This window comes from Photobacterium sp. WH77, assembly GCF_022014395.1.
In the GTDB taxonomy this organism is placed as follows: Bacteria; Pseudomonadota; Gammaproteobacteria; order Enterobacterales; family Vibrionaceae; genus Photobacterium; species Photobacterium arenosum.
This window is the reverse complement of sequence record NZ_JAKLTE010000033.1, coordinates 12,037-32,270: the sequence shown is the minus strand read 5'-3', so window position 1 is coordinate 32,270 and position 20,234 is coordinate 12,037. Positions and strand designations below refer to the sequence as shown.

Sequence of the window (20,234 nt, the reverse complement as noted above, 5' to 3'; positions counted from 1 at the left end):
TCTGTCTGAAAATGAAGGCGCACATTACTGGCTCAGCGTGCTGACCGACCTACAGAACCGCGGAGTCAAGGACATCCTGATCGCTTCGGTAGACGGCCTGAAAGGCTTCCCGGAAGCCATTGAAACCATCTACCCTGAGACAGAGGTGCAGATCTGCGTCATTCACCAAATCCGCAACTCCATGAAGTACGTTGCGAGCAAAAACCAGAAGGCTTTTATGGCGGATCTCAAGTCTGTCTACAAGGCCGCCACACAGAATGCTGCTGAGCAGGCGCTGGATGAACTGGAAACAAAATGGGGTAAGCAGTACCCGTTGGTCATCAAATCCTGGCGCAGCAAGTGGGACAATTTGTCGGTATACTTCAAGTATCCCGAGCAGATCCGGCGGGCCATCTACACCACCAATGCGGTTGAGGCGGTGCACCGTCAGTTCCGCAAGCTGACCAAAACCAAGGGTGGCTTCGCCAACGAAACCAGCTTGCTGAAGCTGCTCTATGCGGGGATGTTGAAGGCTTCCGAGAAGTGGACGCACCCGGTACAGAACTGGAATCTGACGTTATCCCAGTTGAGCCTCCACTTCCCGAACAGGGTCGATCAATATGTGGATCTGTGACTTATGCTGACACAGAACTATGAACACCCTCAGAGCAGGCTATTATTGCTTCTCTAATGCACCATAACTTGTTTAAGTGTAAAAAAATATAATTCAGACCTTAGTTACTTTTCAATATCTAACTGAAGACTTGATATCTTAGCCAAGCATTGATTGAGCTTTTGCATCGAAAGGGGTTTTACAATATAGCCATCAGGCTTATGTGAGATAACTTTTTTCACCGTTTCCATTTCATTTTCTGCCGTCACAACAATAACAGGCAAGTCTGGGTGATCCTGCTTTATTTGGCCCAGAAACGAAAGGCCATCCAAAGGGTGGTTGAGGTTTAAGTCTAAAAAGACACAATCCAATGTATGGCCTAAGAGTTTAGATTTCATGAATATGGCCTCAGCCTGGCTAACGGAACTGGCATGAAGCAATGTTTGGGGCTGTATGCTGTTTCTTAACAGCTGAGCTAAAATTTGTGCCATCACTTTGTTGTCTTCAATGATAAGAATACTTTTCATGTTCTGGCATCCAATTAATTACTATGTGTTTTTGCTCTCATTGATCTTAGATAAGAATGTACTGACATACCAGTAAAGAGTTCAAGAACATAACCTTAGAGCACTATAACTTATTATTTCTATCGTTTTTACCAAAAGAAAACACAAAATAATATACAGTTTAGAGAACAAATTTGACAAGCTACTCAGGTTAAATGTCGATATTAACCATTGATGACGTTGTCATTCTGTGCTCTAGCTGTATTTCAAATCATTATAAATATGAAAGAGATAAGGCTATCTGCAGAACGAGTCTCTGCGCAGTTCCTACCAGGTAAAATATCATCCAGTTCGTCGGAAGATTCACGCACCGGCCAGTGTATGTCCTTGGTATAATGTGCCAGCTTTTGACAAAGCAGCAGTTGAAATGACGATGAAGTCGGGGGAGCTAGCTGGCTTCTTAATAGTATTGATACTTTGAGACACATTCCCTTTATTTAGTGATCCTGTAACATTTTTATTCGCACACTCAATGCGGCCTTTGTTGCGAACTGCTGGTGCAGATCAGCTCGATATTAAGATCCTTCAGCACCCGGCCAAATTGGGTGGGAGCCGTCGATTTGAACCAGCTCACCTAGGCGATGACGAGGTTGATAAACTCGCGGTTTGCGTTTGTCATAGGGAAACCATAGACCATCGGCGTAAGGTTTCCACGGAAACATGGATGTTATGAGCCTCGGAGAGTTTTTCATGAGCCAATGTCTGTAACTTTAAAATCTCATCATGGCGATGATTACCAGGCTGGCCTAAACCTAATTCGATGAAGCGTTTGACCAAACGATAAACTTGGCGCGGACTCAGTTTAAGTAAGCGTAAGCGGGCAGCCTTAACACCGGTGAGCCGTTTGTCACAGATGTCTTGGATAAGCTTGATTCTCAGTAATTCACTGTCAGCCATGGTTAATAGCATCCACGGGCTCCAAACACGGTAAAGAAAGCGTGTTTGGAAGTAGAACAACTGGAAATTTTAACTTTGCAGGAAAGAGACATTTTAGATTTGGTTTATCATATTAGGTACGCATTATGTACATTATGTTAAATTAAGGGTGTGAGAGTCTACACGTTGGGCTCTCTGCTCCCTTCTGTATGACGGCCTCGCCAGACAGGTTCACGCAATTTAACCATAATGGTGATTTACCATAAAATAGGTAATTCACACTTGTATTTAAGTCCTGCTGCAAATTGTCAGTTTGCCTGGTTCTTCAATGTCAGGTGGAATTACCTAAGGCCGACAAGCGCCAATGCGTTCATCGATAAGAATGAATTATACCAGCGAGACTAGCTCGGCATATTCGCTCAGCAATTTATCCAATTCAGCTACACGTATCGGTTTTGCTAGAAAGCCGTTCATGCCCGCTTTTTGATATTCAAGCTGATCTGAGTGCATGGCATTTGCCGTCAGCGCAACTATGGGTAAATCAACATGCTTTTCTCTGATCTTTCTGGTTGCTTCCATACCATCCATAACCGGCATAGAGATATCCATTAATATTAAATCAAATTGTTCGGGTGACGCTTCAATCATATCCAGTGCCATTTGCCCATTGTCAGCGACTTGAACATGATGTCCTCGTTTTTCCAGCATGAGTTTTGCAACCATCTGGTTTGTCTTACTGTCTTCCGCCAACAAAATTGATAATGCTCGGCGAGGAATTTTTCTTTGAGGTAGCTTTTCTTCTTCTATTTCAGCTGCAGCTGCGATGATCGGTAAAAACACAGAAAAACAGCTACCGTGGCCTAAATGGCTGACCAGTGAAATACGTCCTTGCATTTTCCCGACAAGATGGCGGCTGATGGCCAAACCCAAACCGGTACCACCATATTTTCTGGTAATACTACCGTCTGCCTGAACAAACGGATTAAAGAGATTTTTCTGTGCTTCATCAGAGATACCAATTCCGGTATCAATAACTGTAATCACAATCTCATTATTTGCTGTTGTGACAGCAACATTCACTGAGCCACTGTTCGTGAATTTGATAGCGTTGCCAATCAGATTAAACATAACCTGAGTCACGCGGTTCTTGTCACCTTGAGTTTTTTCAGGAACTGTTTCATCAACCCGGATATTCAAATCGATATTTTTCTTCTGTGCCTGATCTCGCAGCTGTTCAACGACCAGCGTGGCACAATCAGCGACAGACATGGGTTCCATGTATAAATCAAACTTGCCTGATTCTATACGAGAGAGATCCAGAATATCGTTAATGATCGTCAGAAGCAGTTGAGCAGACTGCTCCATTTGATTGACCCATTTAAGCTGCTCCATATTCAGTCCTGAATCAGCTAAAGTATCCATCAAACCAAGCACTGCATTCAGAGGCGTGCGAATTTCATGGCTCATCATTGCCAGAAACTGAGATTTAGCGGCGTTTGCAGATTCCGCTTGTTGCCGAGCCTGCTGCAATTCGACTAAACGTTGCTTCTTGCTGGTGATGTCTTTCGCTGTTCCCCGATATCCCCGGAGCTCCCCGTGTTTGCTAAAGTACGGGCTACCGCTGAAGCTAATCCATGCCCCACCCTCATTACCGGGTAGCTGCCATTCCAAGTCTTCAAAATCTTCATTACTGAGCAATTTATTTCGTAGCTTGGCTTGGAAATCGCTATCATCATCAAAGAGATCTAACAAACTTTTTTTATCTATCACGTGGTTAGATAAGTCTGGCGCAGAGATATACGTGAACCTGTATTCGGTATCTATCTCCCAAAACCAGTCACCAACAGTATTAGCAAAGTCTTTAAATCGTTGCTGATTGTGTAATAACTCTTGAGTTCGTACAGTCACCAGAGTTTGCAATCTTTCCCTGTAGTCAATGTCGATAATTGCGCGTTCAAGTAATGGGCGAAACCGTGCCAGCACTCTTTTACATGAAGCGCCAAACTGGCCGGGTTGAGAATGCAAAAATAGCAGTAACGCGTCACCAGAACTGACTTTCACTCCCGTCATCAACACTGAGCGACACAGTCCGATCTGGTCCTTGGGCAAATAACGAAATTCGGCAACTTGCAGCGGGTCGAAAAGTGCAATACTTTCGCCATTGATAGCACGGATAAAGGTTTGATTGACTTCCCAGGAGCAAGATTCGAAATTAGTACAGGTGGTGACAAGTTCTTCCAGATGCGAAGTTTCATCTTCACGAGTCAGCACCAGCGCGTGTTCGAAACCAATATATTTGCGCAGAACAGCAAGCAGGCTATTGAATACTTGCCGCTTGCTATTAGCGCCAGCCATCGCTGACATACCCGCTAAAATAGCAGAGTACTCATCTCTGAGCTGTTTCTCCCTTTCCTGGCTTCTGAGTAACGCAAGCAATGTTTCCTGTAGGGTTTCTGTTTCTCTGCCTGGCATGCTCATCATTCCCGGTAAAACAAAACGTTAGAAATCATTAAATTACCATGCTCATTCTCACCACCAAGGAACTGGCCTTGTTCTCCAAAAGTAAACGGAGAAATAAACGGCGCGTTGAGCATAGATTGCTGCATTTTCTCTGCAACCATACCCATTTTTGATTTCACCTGGAGCATACAGCCAGCACAATAAATACTTATTCCACCAATAGCCTCGATCTGCTGATGGCTATCATGAAGCAATCCATCCACTGCGCGACCGGTCCGGTTGACCAGGTTATCTTCCGTCCCTGTCATCAGGTAGAGTTTCTCTCCTTCCTTTATAGAAGCAAACAATGTGATTCCACCACGCGCAGTAACAGAATTGGGATGAGCGAGCTTAAAATAGGGTAAATCATGTAAAGTGCCTGCAATACGACCAATCGGATGTAAAGCAGAGAGAGACATTATGCTTTGACCATACTCTAAAGGTTGTTTAATCCATTCTTCATAGACCTCTTTTGCTGGCCGGTGATCAAGTTCTATGAGTTCCCTTCCCTCAACCTTAGTCGCCACTGCGTATTGTTCAGTTTTTGCGTAACCTGAGTGAAAAGAAAAACTTAAGTCGCATGTTGGATAAAAGACACTCACAGCAACGCCTTCAGAAGCTAAATGATCTTGAGTGAAAAGTTGCCATTCCCCCAAAACCCCTGCATCCGCGGCGCTCCCACCAATAATAGGCACTGGTGTGCCAAACTCTTGAGATATGGCCTGTATCACCTCCTCTTCAGCGCCAGGACTTGCGTGCAGCAAAACAAGTGAAGGTAGTTCCCCTGAGCGTCCGGTATTTTGAATGGCCTTCAGCAATGCCTGTTTCGCCATTTGGTGAGGAAGTTGATGGGTAGACACTAAAGCAGAGCCATACGCGCCATTGAAATCAAAAACAGCCCATAAACCGATCACCCGATCAGGGAAATACCCCTCTTCTGTCAGGATACCCTGGCATGATGAACAGCCTAAAATTTGAGTGTCAGGGAATTCCGCAACAAGCCGCTCTCGGATAACTTGCGCATTGTCATGCCCTGAAAAGTACACCAACAACAGGCTGGGACGCACTAATCTGGCTTTGAGTTGACTGACAGCTTCATCTACTGCTGCTGCTGTCGTTTCTATCGTTGAGTAACTGGTAACAATTTCCATGTAGTGTTCACGACTGGGTGTGTATCTTCACCATAATAGACAGTTTCAATTTGAGGATCAGCAGAGTATTGAATTTTTATAAAAAAAACTCTTAAGTCTGTGTGCGATTTACCGTTATTAGTATTTAACTATTCGACAAAGAAGATTTGGGTATGACAAAGCAACCAGTAATCATTGTCACAGAAGGAACAACAGAGTTAGGCAAACATATCTGTAAAGAGCTTGCTGCAACTCAGTCTATTGTCATGTCACTGAGCAATGACGAAAATGCAGGTTATGATTTGGTTGCAGAAGATCCACGAGTCCGGTTTCGCAATACAGATTGCAGTAAGGAATCAGACGTTGCCGCAGCCGCCCGGGAGATTGAATCTCAATTCGGCCGACTTGATGCACTTGTTATTAACCCATCGGTATCACTTCCGGATGTGGGCATCCCCTTCACTGAAATGGATTTATTTGATTGGAACCAGGCACTTCACCACCAGTTAACAGCAACCTTGTTCACCGCCAGACAATGCCTGCCTCTTCTGAAAACAACAAAGGGGGCTATTGTTCATGTTGTCCCTACCCCTCATGAATCTGCCATTAACAGCGAGTTACTCGCCGTATGCAGCCAAGGCCTGGTTGGACTGACTGAAGCTTTGGCCAATAGCTTATCACCTGATGTTACTGTCCATGCTGCCCGATACATTCTTAACCGGACAGATGTGCTAAAAAATGATGTAAATCAATTCAAAGACGTGGCAGCTATGGTACGTTTTCTGGTGAGTCACAAAGCCTCGCACATCAACGGACAGGTTTTCAACGTTTCGAACCGAGTTTTGGATAAAAAACCATCATAACGACACAGGAAAAGATTCAACCTAGTGAATAGATGAGAGTTATGTTCTATGCGATTGTTTTTAATGAACTTTAATTATTTTCACATGAAAAATAATGTTCTGAATCCTTATCTGGTACTTGCAAGTTTGACTTATCAGAGCAACATGGTGTTAAAGCATTAAAATAACTCACATTTCAATAGCTTGAGTGCTAACATATACTCCAGATACCAAATTAATAAATCGTCCCCTTGCTCTGCCGAAGTTGACACCTTTAAATACAAAGAGAGCAGCTACTGGTACCCCTATATTGCCTTTTTCCAAACAGATAACCCGGAGTGCTTTCAGCTTCTACTTTGCATCTTTGTTAGTGCATTCCTCTACTGAACCCTCGCAAGACCTTAGTGCTTCCTCTGCCTTATTGTCAGATTTGTATGTAATTGTTCTCCATACGAATACCGCAATCAGAACAGCAAGTAGGAGCAGAATTTGGATCAACCGAGCTTTCGTTAGTTTCTGTGCGGCCATGATTGTATACATTTCCCATGTTACATAGTTCAAACTTTTTGCATAAAAATAGTGAGCCGCGGCATGAGCCCACCCTTCACACTGTCAATCATTTCTTATCTCAAGTATCATGCGTGCTGAAAATGCCACTTTTACAACAAAATAGCAATTTCCGTGTCGAATTGTTTATAAAAACAACACAGGATTTGTCTAAGCTTTGGGTGGCATTGCGAAATGAAGTTGTTCGCAAAGAAACAAGAGTGTAGTTGAAATTTTTTAGTGGAAGCATGCAACATGAGCCAAGAAAAGCAGCTTGATCAAAACTACAACTATACGGTCGTTCGGCAATTCACCCTAGCTACCATACTGTGGGGTATTGTTGGAATGAGCGTTGGTGTATTTATTGCCGCTCAGTTGGTTTGGCCGGCGCTTAACTTTGACACCCCTTGGTTGACATACAGCCGTCTGCGTCCGCTGCATACTAATGCAGTTATCTTCGCCTTCGGTACCAGTGCACTGTTCGCGACATCTTATTATGTCGTTCAGCGTACCTGTCAAACCACGTTGTTTGGTGGCAAGTTAGCGTCGTTCACCTTCTGGGGCTGGCAAGCCGTGATTCTATCAGCAGTTATTACGCTGCCGATGGGGTATACATCCAGCAAAGAATACGCTGAACTGGAATGGCCAATCGATATACTGATTGCCGTTGTCTGGGTCTCCTATGCTGTCGTGTTCTTCGGAACGATGATTAAACGAAAGACCTCCCACATTTATGTGGCAAACTGGTTCTTCGGTGCATTCATTTTGACGGTAGCCGTTCTTCACATTGTGAACAGCATGGCGATTCCGGTCTCAATGACGAAGTCGTATTCTGTTTACTCTGGTGCAGTCGATGCCATGGTTCAGTGGTGGTATGGGCACAACGCCGTAGGTTTCCTTCTTACTGCTGGCTTCCTGGGTATGATGTACTACTTCGTCCCGAAACAAGCCGGTCGTCCTGTTTATTCCTACCGTTTGTCTATCGTGCACTTTTGGGCACTGATTTCTCTGTATATCTGGGCTGGCCCGCACCACCTGCACTACACCGCATTGCCTGACTGGACTCAGTCGCTGGGCATGGTGATGTCTCTGGTACTGTTTGCGCCATCCTGGGGCGGCATGATCAACGGTATCATGACGCTGTCCGGCGCCTGGCATAAACTGCGTTATGACCCGATTCTGCGCTTCCTGGTAGTGTCACTGTCGTTCTACGGCATGTCTACTTTCGAAGGTCCGATGATGGCAATTAAGACAGTCAATGCCCTGTCTCACTATACCGATTGGACAATCGGCCACGTTCACTCAGGTGCGTTAGGCTGGGTTGCCATGGTTTCTATCGGTTCGGTATATCACCTGATTCCAAAACTGTTCGGCCAAGAGCGTATGTACTCTATCAAACTGGTAAACGTGCATTTCTGGCTGGCTACTATTGGTACGGTTCTGTACATCGTAGCTATGTGGATTTCTGGTGTGATGCAAGGTCTGATGTGGCGCGCGGTGAATACCGACGGTACCCTGACCTACAGCTTTGTTGAAGCTCTGCAAGCGTCTTATCCGTTCTACTTCGTGCGTTTCTGTGGTGGTCTTATCTTCGTAACCGGCATGTTCCTGATGGCTTACAACGCTTACAGAACTATTGCCGCACCGAAAGACAGCTTGAAAGCCATAGAGCAACCAGCATAAGGAGTAAAACTGATGAGCTTTCGTCACGAACTTGTTGAAAAAAATGTTGGTTTGCTGGCCATCCTGATTGTGATTGCAATCAGTTTGGGTGCGCTGGTAGAAATCACGCCGCTGATTTATCAGGAACAAACGACTGAGCCTGTAGAAAACCTGCGCCCTTACACTGCCCTGGAAATGGAAGGCCGTGACATTTATATCCGCGAAGGGTGTACCGTTTGCCACAGCCAGATGATTCGTCCATTCCGTTCAGAAACTGAACGTTATGGCCATTATTCTGTTGCAGGTGAAAGTGTTTGGGAGCATCCATTCCTGTGGGGCTCTAAGCGTACAGGTCCGGATCTGGCTCGTGTAGGCGGCCGTTATTCCGATGAATGGCACCGAGTACACTTGCGCAACCCCCGCGATGTAGTACCAGAATCTAACATGCCCGGTTTCCCTTGGCTGGAAGAAAATGTACTGGATGGCGAAATAACCTCTAAAAAACTTGCCTTATTCCGCGATAAGTTCGGTGTACCTTACACTGACGAACAAGTTGCGAAAGCAGGTGATGATGTGAAAGGCAAGACTGAAATGGACGCACTTATTGCTTACCTTCAGTCTCTAGGTCACGCGATGAAATAAGGAGGCACCATGGATATCGGAACCATTCATAGTATCTGGACTGTGATTCTGTTCGGTAGCTTTATTGGTATTGTCCTTTGGGCCTACAGTAAACGCCGTAAATCCCAATTCGACGAAGCTGCTAATTTGATATTTGCAGACGAGGAGAAGGATGTGGCCACGCGTGAAAAAGACAGGAGCAAATAAGAATGTCGACGTTTTGGAGTGTATGGATCATCGTCATCACGCTTGGCACCCTGGCTGCAATTGCTGCCATTCTTGCTTGGTGTAGCAAGGACAAAATGGGTGTTGAAGAAGGTGAGGACATGGGCCACGAATACGATGGTATTCGCGAGATCAATAACCCACTACCTAAGTGGTGGTCTTATATGTTCTGGGGAACCATTGTTTTTTCTTTGGTATATCTGGCGCTATATCCTGGCCTGGGCAACTTTAAGGGGCTTTTGGGGTGGCAGAGTTCAGATCAGACTATTCGCACAGTAGCTGAGTCAAAAGCATCTATTGCTAACTCTCAGCAAGCGCAAGAGCTTGATCAATATGCCAAAGAATTGGGTGATGCAGAACGAGCTTATGGCGAGCTGTTTAAAACCCTTGCCTATGACGAGTCTGGTAACAACCTTCGTCCAATCGAAGAAATTGCAGCCGATCAAGATGCTCGCCGTGTAGGTCAGCGCTTGTTCCTGCAGAACTGTGCTCAGTGCCACGGCTCTGATGCGCGTGGTCAGCAGGGTTTCCCTAACCTGACCGATAACGATTGGTTGTATGGCGGTGAAGCTGAAACCATCAAAACCACCATCATGCATGGCCGTACAGGCGCTATGCCTGCATGGATTGACACCTTAGGCGAAGACGGTGTACAAGAAGTAACAAGTTACGCTCTGAGTTTGTCTGGCCGTAAAGTGAATGCCAAAGAGGCTGCGGCGGGTAAACAACGCTTTGTGGTGTGTGCTGCCTGTCATGGTACGGATGGTAAAGGTAACCCAGCATTTGGTGCGCCTGACCTGACTGATAATATCTGGCTATATGGTGGTTCACGTCGTGCGGTCGTTGATACTATTACTCACGGTCGCCAGGGTGTTATGCCGGCTTGGGATAACATTCTGGGCGAAGAAAAAGTTCAGCTTATCTCTGCTTATGTGTGGGGCCTGAGCAACAGCGAGCAGTAATCCTGATTTCTGTTACGAATCAGTTAATTGTTGACGTTTGCTGACAATTTCACTGAAGCTAAGTCATAGGGCCCCTGCTAAAATCAGGGGCTCTTTTTATAGATACTAAAAGGATTCACAATGCAAAAGCCATGGTATAAGCAGTTTTGGCCCTGGTTCATAATTGCGATTCCAGCCCTATCCATTACATACAGCATGACTGCGCTGTATATATTCTCTCAGAATAAAGTGGATCTGGTTGCTGAAGACTATTACAAGAAAGGAAAAGGCATTAATCAGGACTTTTCGCGACTGCGTGTCGCCGACGCCCTGAAAATAAAGGCGGATATCAAGGTTACTGAGCAAGATATCACCCTATCTCTGGACAAAGGTGAGCTGCCTGACTTTCCAACGCTGCGAGTTCTCTTTACTCACCGCACCTTAGCGGAAAAAGACTTCACCCAAATGATCAGCCCGGACCAAAAAGGCCGCTACCGATTCACAGCACCAGAGTCGATTGATGGCCCATGGTTTGTCGAAGTAGAGCCGTTTCAGGGAGAATGGATGCTGAATGGCCGTCTTAACCTGCCCTCATCCGATCCAATTAAGCTGTATGGACAAAACAAAGGATGACAACCTCTTGCTACCACTGTGGTGATCCTGTACCACATGATACCCATTTAACAGTCGACATCCTGGGAACAGCACGCAGTATGTGCTGCCCGGGCTGCCACGCTGTGGCAAGCACTATAGTCGACAGTGGTTTGACATCCTATTATGAGTATCGGACTGCAACAGCAGATAAAGCCGATCTGATTCCTCAGCAATTGCAGTCCCTTGCCCTGTATGACAACGAAGAAATTCAGCAAGACTTTGTCAGAACCAGCGACAACACCAACGAAGTCACACTGTCACTCGAAGGGGTATCGTGTGCCGCCTGCGCATGGTTAATTGAACGACAACTCAAACGCGAAACAGGCTTAGTTAACATTCGCGTCAATACCACCACGCACCGCGCTCTGCTCAGCTGGAACCCCGAGCAGACTAAACTCAGCACTCTTTTGTCCGCCATTCACCGTTTAGGCTACAAAGCGGCCCCTTTTGAGGCAGATAACCAAGAGCAGCATTACCACAATACGATGAAGAGCTACCTGTACCGTTTAGGTATCGCTGGCTTAGCCAGCATGCAGGTGATGATGTTGGCGGTTGCGCTGTACTTTGAGGTATTTGGTGATCTGGATGAAAGCTTCCGAAACTATTTCCGCTGGGTCAGCCTTCTTTTCGCCACCCCGGTGCTTCTCTACTCAGCACTGCCCTTCTATCTGAATGCCTGGCGGAACCTCAAAGCACGCACATTAGGCATGGATGTCCCTGTTTCTATTGCGCTGATCTTCGCTTACGTGGCCAGCTTTTATGCCACTGTTACAACAAAGGGCGAAGTGTTCTTCGAATCCATTTCGATGTTTACCTTCTTCTTATTAATCGGCCGTTATCTTGAGATGAGGGCGCGCCGTAAAGCCGCTGCAGCCAGCGCCAATCTGCTTAAATTGATTCCGGCTATGGCAAATCTGGTTGATGGTCGCCAGATTGCAGCGAAAAGCCTAAAGACAGGTGACGTTGTCACAGTTTTGCCCGGAGAAAGCTTACCTGCCGATGGTGTTATTGTGGCAGGTCACAGTGTAATCGACGAGTCAATGCTGACTGGCGAGCCGCTCCCCGTACGCAGAAGCAAGGATGATACTGTATTTGCCGGCACAATTAACGGTGACGGTAACCTGACCGTGAAAGTGACTCAGGACCGCCAGCACTCCCTTATTTCGAACATCATTCGTCTTCAGGATGAAGCACAGGCAACGAAGCCAAAAATTGCAGAAGTTGCCGACGTGGTAGCCCGTTATTTTGTCGCTGTTATTCTTATCATTGCAGCGGGTACCTGGCTTTACTGGCACCAGGTAAAACCCGATGATGCGCTATGGATTACGCTGGCTGTGCTGGTTGCCACCTGCCCTTGCGCCCTGTCGCTGGCAACACCAACCGCACTGACTTGTGCTACCTCACGTCTTGGCCGTCTAGGCATTCTGCTCCGGCGCGGACACGTTCTGGAAACACTCTGCAATGTGAACCAACTGGTTATAGATAAAACCGGCACCTTAACCGAAGGAAATGTCAGAGTCATCCAAACAGTCTGCTTTGACAGTTACGATGAAACAGAGGTCCTGAGCATCGCTGCCGAGCTGGAACGCTTTGCAAACCACCCTATCGCCCGGGCTTTTTCTGGTTATCGAAATTCAGCCTTTTCCTTTGATGAGGTTGAAAATGAAATCGGCTTTGGCCTCAAAGGCATGAGAGAGGGAAATGAATGGCGAATCGGGAAGCAGGCTTTTGCGTTAAACGGTGAAAACGCCCCTTCTCCAGACCAGGGCTTTCAGGTTTGGCTCACCTGTAACGGTAAAGCTATCGCCGCTTTCCAATTGGATGATCCCATCCGGCATGACAGTCAGTCACTGGTCAGTGCCTTTCAGGCCGAAGGGATTCAGGTCACAATGCTCACGGGCGATAACTCCGACAATGCCGCTCGCGTGGCAAAAACGCTTTCTGTAGACAAGCTGATTAGCGGTGCGACTCCGCAAGGTAAACTCGATTACCTTAACAGTCTCGCCAAAGATCAGGTCGCCCTGATGATTGGTGACGGCGTTAATGATGCACCTGTGCTGGCTGGCGCTCATCTGTCACTTGCAATGGGTGGAGGTACGGATGTTGCTAAATCGTCTGCAGATATGGTTTTACTTGGAGATCACTTAAACCGAGTGCTGGAAGCACGACGCCTGGCAATGAAAACTAAGAAGATCATTCGGGAAAATCTATCATGGGCATTAGGATATAACCTTGTTATTCTGCCTCTGGCTGTTGCCGGACTGGTTGCACCTTATATTGCAGTATTAGGCATGTCTGCCAGCTCCATCATTGTTGTCTCTAATTCACTGAGGTTATTGAAAGAAGATGGCTAGCCTGTATTTACTCATCCCGATTGCAATCATCTTCGTCTGCATTGCCGTTGCCATTTTTATCTGGGCCGTCAAATCAGAACAATTTGAAGACCTCGAAAGACAGGGATACGACATCCTGTTTGATGAGAATGAAGAAAAGCAACCCGCGCAAAAAACGGATGATGAACAAACGGGCAAGGAAAAACAGTGAACACAGATTTTTTCGCTGCTTTTGTTATTGGCCTGCTGGGTGCAGGCCATTGCCTGGGGATGTGTGGTGGTATCGCTGCCGCTATTACCTTAGGCATGCCAGGGCAACAGCAAAGCCACCGTTTTCCTTACTTACTTTGCTACAACGCCGGACGCCTGATTTCTTACGCAGCAGCCGGAGCTGTTATTGGTGGCGCAGTGGCAGGTATGGCTGCATTAAGTGGATTAAGCACTGCGCTCCTTTTCCTGCGCATTTTCGCCGCAGTGATGATGATTCTTCTCGCCCTGTATATTGGCCAGTGGTGGCAAGGGGTCACCAGAATTGAAGCTCTCGGCCAATCACTCTGGCGTTTTATCTCGCCTTTAGCTAAGTCGATGTTACCACTGAAATCTCCCCTTGCGGCCTTTCCGTTTGGACTGGTATGGGGCTGGTTACCCTGCGGATTAGTTTACTCAATGTTGAGTTGGGCGGCTGTGGCTGGCAATGCAGGCTCAGGTGCCGGCGTCATGCTGGCCTTTGGTCTGGGAACTTTGCCAGCCATGCTGTTAGTAGGCAGCTTTGCAGAAACGCTTAAACAATGGCTTTCCAATCAGATATTTAAAAAAACCAGTGCATTATTGTTATTGGCATACGGTATCCACACAGGTTATGTCGCAATCACACAATTTTCCTAATGTTTTATACTCGTCATTATGAATAAGAGTGTGATAGAGTGACCCGAGTATCCGAACTTGGTCAGGCCACAGTTTATGAATTCAGATAAAATCTCCACAAAACGCATTCAATCCGGTGGATGTGCTATCCATTGTCAGGATTGCAGTATCAGTCAGTTGTGTATCCCTTTTACTCTCAATGACGCAGAGTTAGATCAGCTAGATAGCATTATTGAGCGTAAAAAGCCTATCCATAAGGGCCAGGAGTTATTTAAAGCCGGGGACGAGCTGAAAGCGCTGTACGCTATTCGTTCAGGCACAGTGAAAACCTATACCATCACCGAGCAAGGCGACGAACAAATTACCGCTTTTCATTTAGCTGGCGACTTGGTGGGTTTTGACGCTATCAACGACCATAGACACCAAAGTTTTGCCCAGTCTCTCGAAACCTCTATGGTATGCGAGATTCCATTTGAAACATTGGATGAGCTTGCCGGTAAGATGCCTAAGCTCCGACAGCAAATTATGCGCCTGATGAGCAGTGAAATTAAAAGCGATCAGAATATGATCCTGCTACTCTCTAAGAAAAATGCCGAAGAGCGTCTGGCAGCGTTTCTCTATGATTTGTCATGCCGTTTCTCAGAGCGTGGGTTTTCTGCCCGCGAATTCCGGCTGACTATGACCCGTGGAGATATTGGAAACTATCTGGGGCTGACGGTTGAAACAATCAGCCGTCTGTTAGGACGTTTCCAAAAATCCGAGATCATTGGCGTGAAAGGCAAGTACATCACGGTTCTCGATCGTGAGCAGCTAGCTCTGCTAGCCGGTGCGACTAATTGTAAATAGTTTTATAAAAATTGATGGGCTTGATGCCCATCAACTTTTACTGTAATTCCTCTTCAAAGTCCTCCATTTCCTCGCAGCAATCCGTTACAGTGAATATACTAATCTGAATACAAACAGTTTTTCAGATCAGGTCGATTGCGAATCCGTTGAGACAGGGGGCAGTTATGAACACATACAAAAACATCCTCGTAGTGGCCGATCCACTGCAGGACAACCAACCGGCTTTGTCACGCGCAGTACACCTCGCTGAAAAAAGTGAGAATGTTCACATCACTGTATTCCTTGCCATTTACGATTTTTCTTACGAAATGACATCCATGCTCTCGTCGGATGAACGTCAGGCCATGCGACGCGGGGTTATCCAACAGCGCGAAGAATGGTTAAAAGACATTATCCGCCCTCATGTCACCGCTGGCGTTGATATCGACATCCTTGTTGTGTGGCACAATCGCCCCTATGAAGCCGTTATAGCCGAGGTGTACAGCCATCATCACGACCTACTGATAAAAGCCACTCATAAACACGACAAAATCGGCTCTGTGATTTTTACCCCTACCGACTGGCATTTATTGCGCAAATGTCCATGCCCCGTGCTTTTGGTCAAAGAGCACAGCTGGCCCGAAAACGGAAAAGTACTGGCTTGTGTCAACTTAGCAGCCGAAAGTGATACGCACGAAGCACTGAACGATAAAATCATCAGCGAAGCTAAGAACATGGCAGAAGTACTGGTTGCCGAAGTCAATCTGGTCAATGCCTACCCTGCCACCCCGGTTAACATTACGATTGAATTACCTGAATTTGACCCTGCAACCTACACAGATGCGGTACGAGGCCACCATCTGACATCAATGAAGGCACTGAGGCAAAAACACGGTATTGATGAAGGTAAAACCCATGTCGTCGAAGGATTGCCTGAAGACGTCATCCCAAAAGTGGCAGAAGAGTTGGATGCAGAACTCGTAATACTGGGCACCACCGGCCGGACCGGGCTTTCTGCTGTCTTCATCGGCAATACAGCTGAGCACACTATTGACAGCCTCAACTGCGACTTGCTTGCCCTCAAGCCCGACGGCTACATCAGCCCTCTGGATCCTAACCAATAATCTTGCTCTGAAAGCACGCCTTCAACCCGCAGGCGTGCTTTTCACCGACAACAACCGCTCAAACTGCCATTTAGCCGCTTAATTATCAATTAAGATGAAAATCACGCTGGAATCCGACGCTGGAATCCGTATCATACCCGCCATGAAATTTGCCAGTGAGCACAGATCGCGAACCCTGCTCACGGTAACCTTTATCGATGATAATTCATAACGACTTATATCATCGTGCTCAATGCATTTACCGTCGGTTGACAGAGTGATTCAATCGATGCGAAAGAGAGAAGCAATGACTCAGAATCAAGAGCTTACAAAGGCACAGAAATACAACTTCGATAAGCTGCAAAAGAAACTGCGCCGAAACACGGGCCAGGCGATTGCTGATTATAATATGATCGAAGATGGTGATCGCATTATGGTTTGTCTGTCTGGTGGTAAAGACAGCTATACCATGCTGGAAATGTTGAGCAGCCTGCAGCGCAGTGCCCCTGTCAGCTTTGAATTGATTGCAGTTAACCTTGATCAGAAACAACCTGGTTTCCCTGAACATATCTTGCCTGAATATCTTGAATCTCTGGGTGTTCCGTACAAGATAGTGAATGAAGATACTTATTCAATAGTCAAAGAGAAAGTACCGGAAGGTAAAACGACCTGCTCTCTCTGCTCTCGTCTGCGTCGCGGCATTTTGTACCGTACGGCGAAGGAAATAGGTGCAACTAAAATTGCGCTGGGTCACCACCGCGATGACATGCTGGAGACGCTTTTCCTGAACATGTTCTACGGCGGTAAAATGAAAGGCATGCCACCTAAGCTGGTCTCGGATAATGGCGAGCACGTAGTGATTCGTCCGCTTGCTTATTGCCGCGAAAAAGACATTGAACGCTACACCGAAATGAAAGCGTTCCCGATCATCCCATGCAACCTTTGTGGCTCGCAACCAAACCTTCAGCGTCAGGTCATCAAAGAAATGTTGCGCGACTGGGATAAACGGTATCCGGGCCGTATTGAGACTATGTTCACCGCTATGCAAAACGTCGTGCCCTCGCATCTGGCGGACTTTAACCTGTTTGACTTTAAATCAATCGACAAGGAATCAGGGGCGATTAACGGTGGTGATATCGCTTTTGATAAAGAAGACCTACCAAACTCACCCGTCTCTTCCGAAGGTGCCAGTGAATTTGATCCGGGTGAAAAGTTAGATATCTTGCAGGTTAATTAACTTTTACACCTATCAAAGCCGCAGACATTGCGGCTTTTTTAATCCTTTTATCATTTTCGCTGGCGAAGATACCTAATAGACATATTGCATATCAAACGCACCAGACAGAACTGATAAAGCTGAAAACACTAAAAACCAGCCAAAAATCATCACAACCTATAAAGATTTGTTCACAAAAAACCAAAAAAATTGCTAAGAACAGTCTGGTATATGGAAGTTTTATCCGTATCATACTATAGATACTTATGCGTTCAGGTACTCGCCGTGATATGTAACGCACCCCCCTGCTCAGTGGTACGTTGCGCAATAGGATCCGTGCTCATAACCAGCTATTCCTACGAATGATTTCTACAGGTTACCGAGCTGCTTCATTCCGAGTTGCATCTCCATACTCTGGCATTTTACAAGCGAGCCTGAAACTGAGTGAGGTCCAATTAAGTCTGTAGCCGTCCTGCACGCTACTAAGTCAAGATAAAGGATTAAAAATGACTTACTATCAGAAACTGGAGCAACACGCTAAAAAGCTTTCCAAGATTTCTCACTTATCCGCTATCTGCAGCTGGGATCAGGCTGCAAAAATGCCAGAAGGCGGAAATGCCGCCCGCTCCGAAGCAATGGCTGAACTGGCTCTTATCCATCATGAACTCGCAACGGCCCCTTCTCTGACTGAATGGTTCGCCAGAGCCGAAACCGAATCTTTATCAAAAGAGCAAAAGATAAGTCTGCAAGAGATGAAGCGCTCCTGGCAGAATGACAATATCCTACCGGCTGATCTGGTGGAGAAAAAATCGCTCGCCGGTTCAAAGTGCGAGCATGCCTGGCGGACGCAACGTAAAGAAAACAATTGGCACGAGTTCAGCCAGAACCTTGAAGCCGTTGTTAAACTGGCAAGAGAAGAAGCGCAGATTCGAGCTGAAGCAACAGGCTTAAGCCGTTATGACGCTATGATGGATCTGTATGAACCTGGCATGACGTGCGAGAAAATTGATTCTATTTTTGGCCAAGTGAAGACATGGCTGCCGGCATTGATTCAACAAGTCAGAGCAAAACAAGCCAGTGATCAGGTTATTACTCCTAAAGGCCCCTTCCCGATAGCTCAACAGAAAGCATTGAGTCTCGATATCATGGGCAAATTGGGATTTGATTTCAGACACGGCCGGTTGGACGTGAGTACGCACCCGTTTTGTGGCGGTGTACCGACTGATGTCCGCATTACCACCCGGTATGATGAAGCTGACTTTACCAGTGCACTCATGGGGGTTATCCATGAAACTGGCCATGCCCGTTACGAGCAAGGGCTCCCTGAGCAGTGGCATGGTTTACCTGTAGGTCAGGCACGCTCAATGGGCGTTCATGAGTCACAAAGCCTGTTTTTTGAAATGCAGCTTTCGCGCAGTAAGCCTTTTATTGAAATCCTCGCCCCGTTAGCTCGCGAAGCATTTGACCGTAATAACGATAAGGCGCTGAGCACAGACAATTTGGCATTGTTCAGTACCCGTGTCGAACCTGGCTATATTCGAGTCGATGCCGATGAAGTGACTTACCCTGCACACATCATTTTACGTTACGAAATTGAGCGTGATTTGATTGAAGGCAAAATCGAAGTGGCTGATATCCCTGAGTTATGGGACAAGAAGATGACCGAGTATCTGGGGTTATCGACCAAAGGTAACTTTACTGACGGATGCATGCAGGATATCCACTGGACAGACGGCAGCTTTGGCTATTTCCCGTCTTACACTCTGGGGGCTATGTATGCGGCCCAGTTCATGGCGGCTATGCGCCGTGAAATGAATGTGGAAAACCTCATTCGTGAACGTAACCTTCAGCCTATCTTCAACTGGTTAGACAGACATGTCTGGAAAAAAGCCAGCTTCCTTTCAACAGATAACCTGCTGAAAGAAGCGACCGGCGAAACCCTGAATCCGGAACATTTCAAAGCACACCTTGAAAGTCGCTACCTCGAAGACTAACTACCGAGCAGACTAACGTGACAAGGTTGTAAACAAACAAGGGCCTGCCGGCCCTTTTTTATACCATGCTGATCTCCAGCACAGTATTGATGGCACTGCCATTCCATTTGTACACATAATGATTGGACTGACATACCTTGCTGACCAGGTTTGGCTTGTACAAGGCAAAACAATCATGGCCCTGGTGCCGTACGGAGTGATACAAGACACCATCTTGTCTTGCTTCCTTCAGCGTTATCGCCTCGGCCTGAGAATGCGCATAATTCGTAGGGTGGTAAAGCGCAGAATCCAGATACGTCTTATCTGTAAAATCAACCAAAGCGGCAGAAAACCAAGCCTGTATACTTCTCATCTGGATATCCTGTGACGGCTCCTGGGTATAGCCCAGTATCCGCTCCATGTGGTAACTCGTTTCCTTGATCGCAGTATTAATGTCTCTTGTAGCATAATACGCGCCAAAGTCCGCGGTATTAAAACGGCCCCCATCGGGGTTTACATGGGTAAAGGCGGCCATCACGTAGCTGCAGTGAGGAATACCAACCAGCCTTTCCTCGACCGGCACACGAGCAAACTGTCCCGTTTCCTCAGCCAGACGAGGGTTGGTCAGAGCTTCAACGGCAAAAATAGCTTCCAGTTGATCAGGCTCAGCGACATCTTCATACAGATTAATTGGCGGATACTTGGAGGGAATTAATCGATAGCATGGCTGCTCCCTGAATGGCTTGAGAGTGTATGCGTTCTGCAT

Annotated in this window: 19 protein-coding genes; 14 read left to right on the top strand and 5 right to left on the bottom strand. The window is 46.6% G+C overall.

Features of this window, described 5'->3' with window-relative positions:
• A partial coding sequence (locus tag L6J37_RS20575; protein WP_237796435.1) for an IS256 family transposase occupies window positions 1-613 on the top strand: 613 nt, incomplete at its 5' end.
• A 104-nt stretch (window positions 614-717) separates the two neighbouring features.
• Here the strand turns inward: L6J37_RS20575 and L6J37_RS20570 are convergent.
• The 4 genes from L6J37_RS20570 to L6J37_RS20555 form a co-directional block, all read right to left on the bottom strand.
• A complete protein-coding gene (locus L6J37_RS20570) occupies window positions 718-1,119 on the bottom strand; it encodes a response regulator (RefSeq protein WP_237796434.1) in 402 nt (133 codons plus the stop codon).
• Window positions 1,120-1,773: 654 nt separating this feature from the next.
• Window positions 1,774-2,067, bottom strand: coding sequence for a hypothetical protein (locus L6J37_RS20565; RefSeq protein ID WP_237796433.1), 294 nt, complete (start codon window positions 2,065-2,067; stop codon window positions 1,774-1,776).
• A gap of 354 nt (window positions 2,068-2,421) precedes the next feature.
• On the bottom strand, window positions 2,422-4,506 hold the full coding sequence (locus L6J37_RS20560) for an ATP-binding protein (protein ID WP_237796432.1): 2,085 nt from the start codon (window positions 4,504-4,506) through the stop codon (window positions 2,422-2,424).
• 5 nt (window positions 4,507-4,511) lie between these two features.
• The gene (locus L6J37_RS20555; protein WP_192017107.1) at window positions 4,512-5,684 is read right to left on the bottom strand and encodes an FIST signal transduction protein; all 1,173 of its coding nucleotides are present in this window, start codon (window positions 5,682-5,684) and stop codon (window positions 4,512-4,514) included.
• 152 nt (window positions 5,685-5,836) lie between these two features.
• On the opposite strand from L6J37_RS20555, the gene L6J37_RS20550 reads away from it, so the two are divergent.
• From L6J37_RS20550 to L6J37_RS20490, 13 genes are all read left to right on the top strand, one after another.
• Window positions 5,837-6,526, top strand: coding sequence for an SDR family oxidoreductase (locus tag L6J37_RS20550; protein WP_192017108.1), 690 nt, complete (start codon window positions 5,837-5,839; stop codon window positions 6,524-6,526).
• Window positions 6,527-7,306: 780 nt separating this feature from the next.
• Entirely contained in the window at window positions 7,307-8,734 is a 1,428-nt protein-coding gene (ccoN, locus tag L6J37_RS20545) for a cytochrome-c oxidase, cbb3-type subunit I (protein ID WP_192017109.1), read from the top strand.
• 12 nt (window positions 8,735-8,746) lie between these two features.
• The gene (ccoO, locus tag L6J37_RS20540; protein ID WP_218384648.1) at window positions 8,747-9,355 is read left to right on the top strand and encodes a cytochrome-c oxidase, cbb3-type subunit II; all 609 of its coding nucleotides are present in this window, start codon (window positions 8,747-8,749) and stop codon (window positions 9,353-9,355) included.
• Window positions 9,356-9,364: 9 nt separating this feature from the next.
• Window positions 9,365-9,541 carry a cbb3-type cytochrome oxidase subunit 3 gene (locus tag L6J37_RS20535; RefSeq protein ID WP_027252218.1) on the top strand — a complete coding sequence of 59 codons (177 nt, stop codon included), beginning with the start codon at window positions 9,365-9,367 and terminating at the stop codon, window positions 9,539-9,541.
• 2 nt (window positions 9,542-9,543) lie between these two features.
• A complete protein-coding gene (gene ccoP, locus L6J37_RS20530) occupies window positions 9,544-10,521 on the top strand; it encodes a cytochrome-c oxidase, cbb3-type subunit III (RefSeq protein ID WP_192017111.1) in 978 nt (325 codons plus the stop codon).
• Between the two features lie 120 nt (window positions 10,522-10,641).
• A complete protein-coding gene (locus L6J37_RS20525) occupies window positions 10,642-11,133 on the top strand; it encodes a FixH family protein (protein WP_192017112.1) in 492 nt (163 codons plus the stop codon).
• Window positions 11,130-13,508, top strand: a complete 2,379-nt coding sequence (locus L6J37_RS20520) for a heavy metal translocating P-type ATPase (RefSeq protein ID WP_192017113.1) — start codon at window positions 11,130-11,132, stop codon at window positions 13,506-13,508. Before L6J37_RS20525 ends, L6J37_RS20520 begins: the two co-directional genes overlap by 4 nt.
• Window positions 13,501-13,698, top strand: coding sequence for a cbb3-type cytochrome oxidase assembly protein CcoS (gene ccoS, locus L6J37_RS20515; protein ID WP_192017114.1), 198 nt, complete (start codon window positions 13,501-13,503; stop codon window positions 13,696-13,698). The genes L6J37_RS20520 and ccoS overlap by 8 nt, the downstream gene beginning before the upstream one ends.
• On the top strand, window positions 13,695-14,372 hold the full coding sequence (locus L6J37_RS20510) for a sulfite exporter TauE/SafE family protein (protein ID WP_192017115.1): 678 nt from the start codon (window positions 13,695-13,697) through the stop codon (window positions 14,370-14,372). The genes ccoS and L6J37_RS20510 overlap by 4 nt, the downstream gene beginning before the upstream one ends.
• 75 nt (window positions 14,373-14,447) lie before the next feature.
• Window positions 14,448-15,197, top strand: coding sequence for an FNR family transcription factor (locus tag L6J37_RS20505; RefSeq protein ID WP_237796431.1), 750 nt, complete (start codon window positions 14,448-14,450; stop codon window positions 15,195-15,197).
• A 164-nt stretch (window positions 15,198-15,361) separates the two neighbouring features.
• Complete coding sequence (gene uspE / locus L6J37_RS20500; protein WP_192017117.1) at window positions 15,362-16,300, top strand: universal stress protein UspE; 939 nt, start codon at window positions 15,362-15,364, stop codon at window positions 16,298-16,300.
• A 286-nt stretch (window positions 16,301-16,586) separates the two neighbouring features.
• A complete protein-coding gene (ttcA, locus tag L6J37_RS20495) occupies window positions 16,587-17,516 on the top strand; it encodes a tRNA 2-thiocytidine(32) synthetase TtcA (protein WP_192017118.1) in 930 nt (309 codons plus the stop codon).
• A 485-nt stretch (window positions 17,517-18,001) separates the two neighbouring features.
• The gene (locus tag L6J37_RS20490; RefSeq protein WP_218384652.1) at window positions 18,002-19,489 is read left to right on the top strand and encodes a carboxypeptidase M32; all 1,488 of its coding nucleotides are present in this window, start codon (window positions 18,002-18,004) and stop codon (window positions 19,487-19,489) included.
• Between the two features lie 58 nt (window positions 19,490-19,547).
• On the opposite strand, the gene L6J37_RS20485 is transcribed toward L6J37_RS20490, so the two are convergent.
• Complete coding sequence (locus tag L6J37_RS20485) at window positions 19,548-20,234, bottom strand: RES family NAD+ phosphorylase (RefSeq protein ID WP_218384653.1); 687 nt, start codon at window positions 20,232-20,234, stop codon at window positions 19,548-19,550.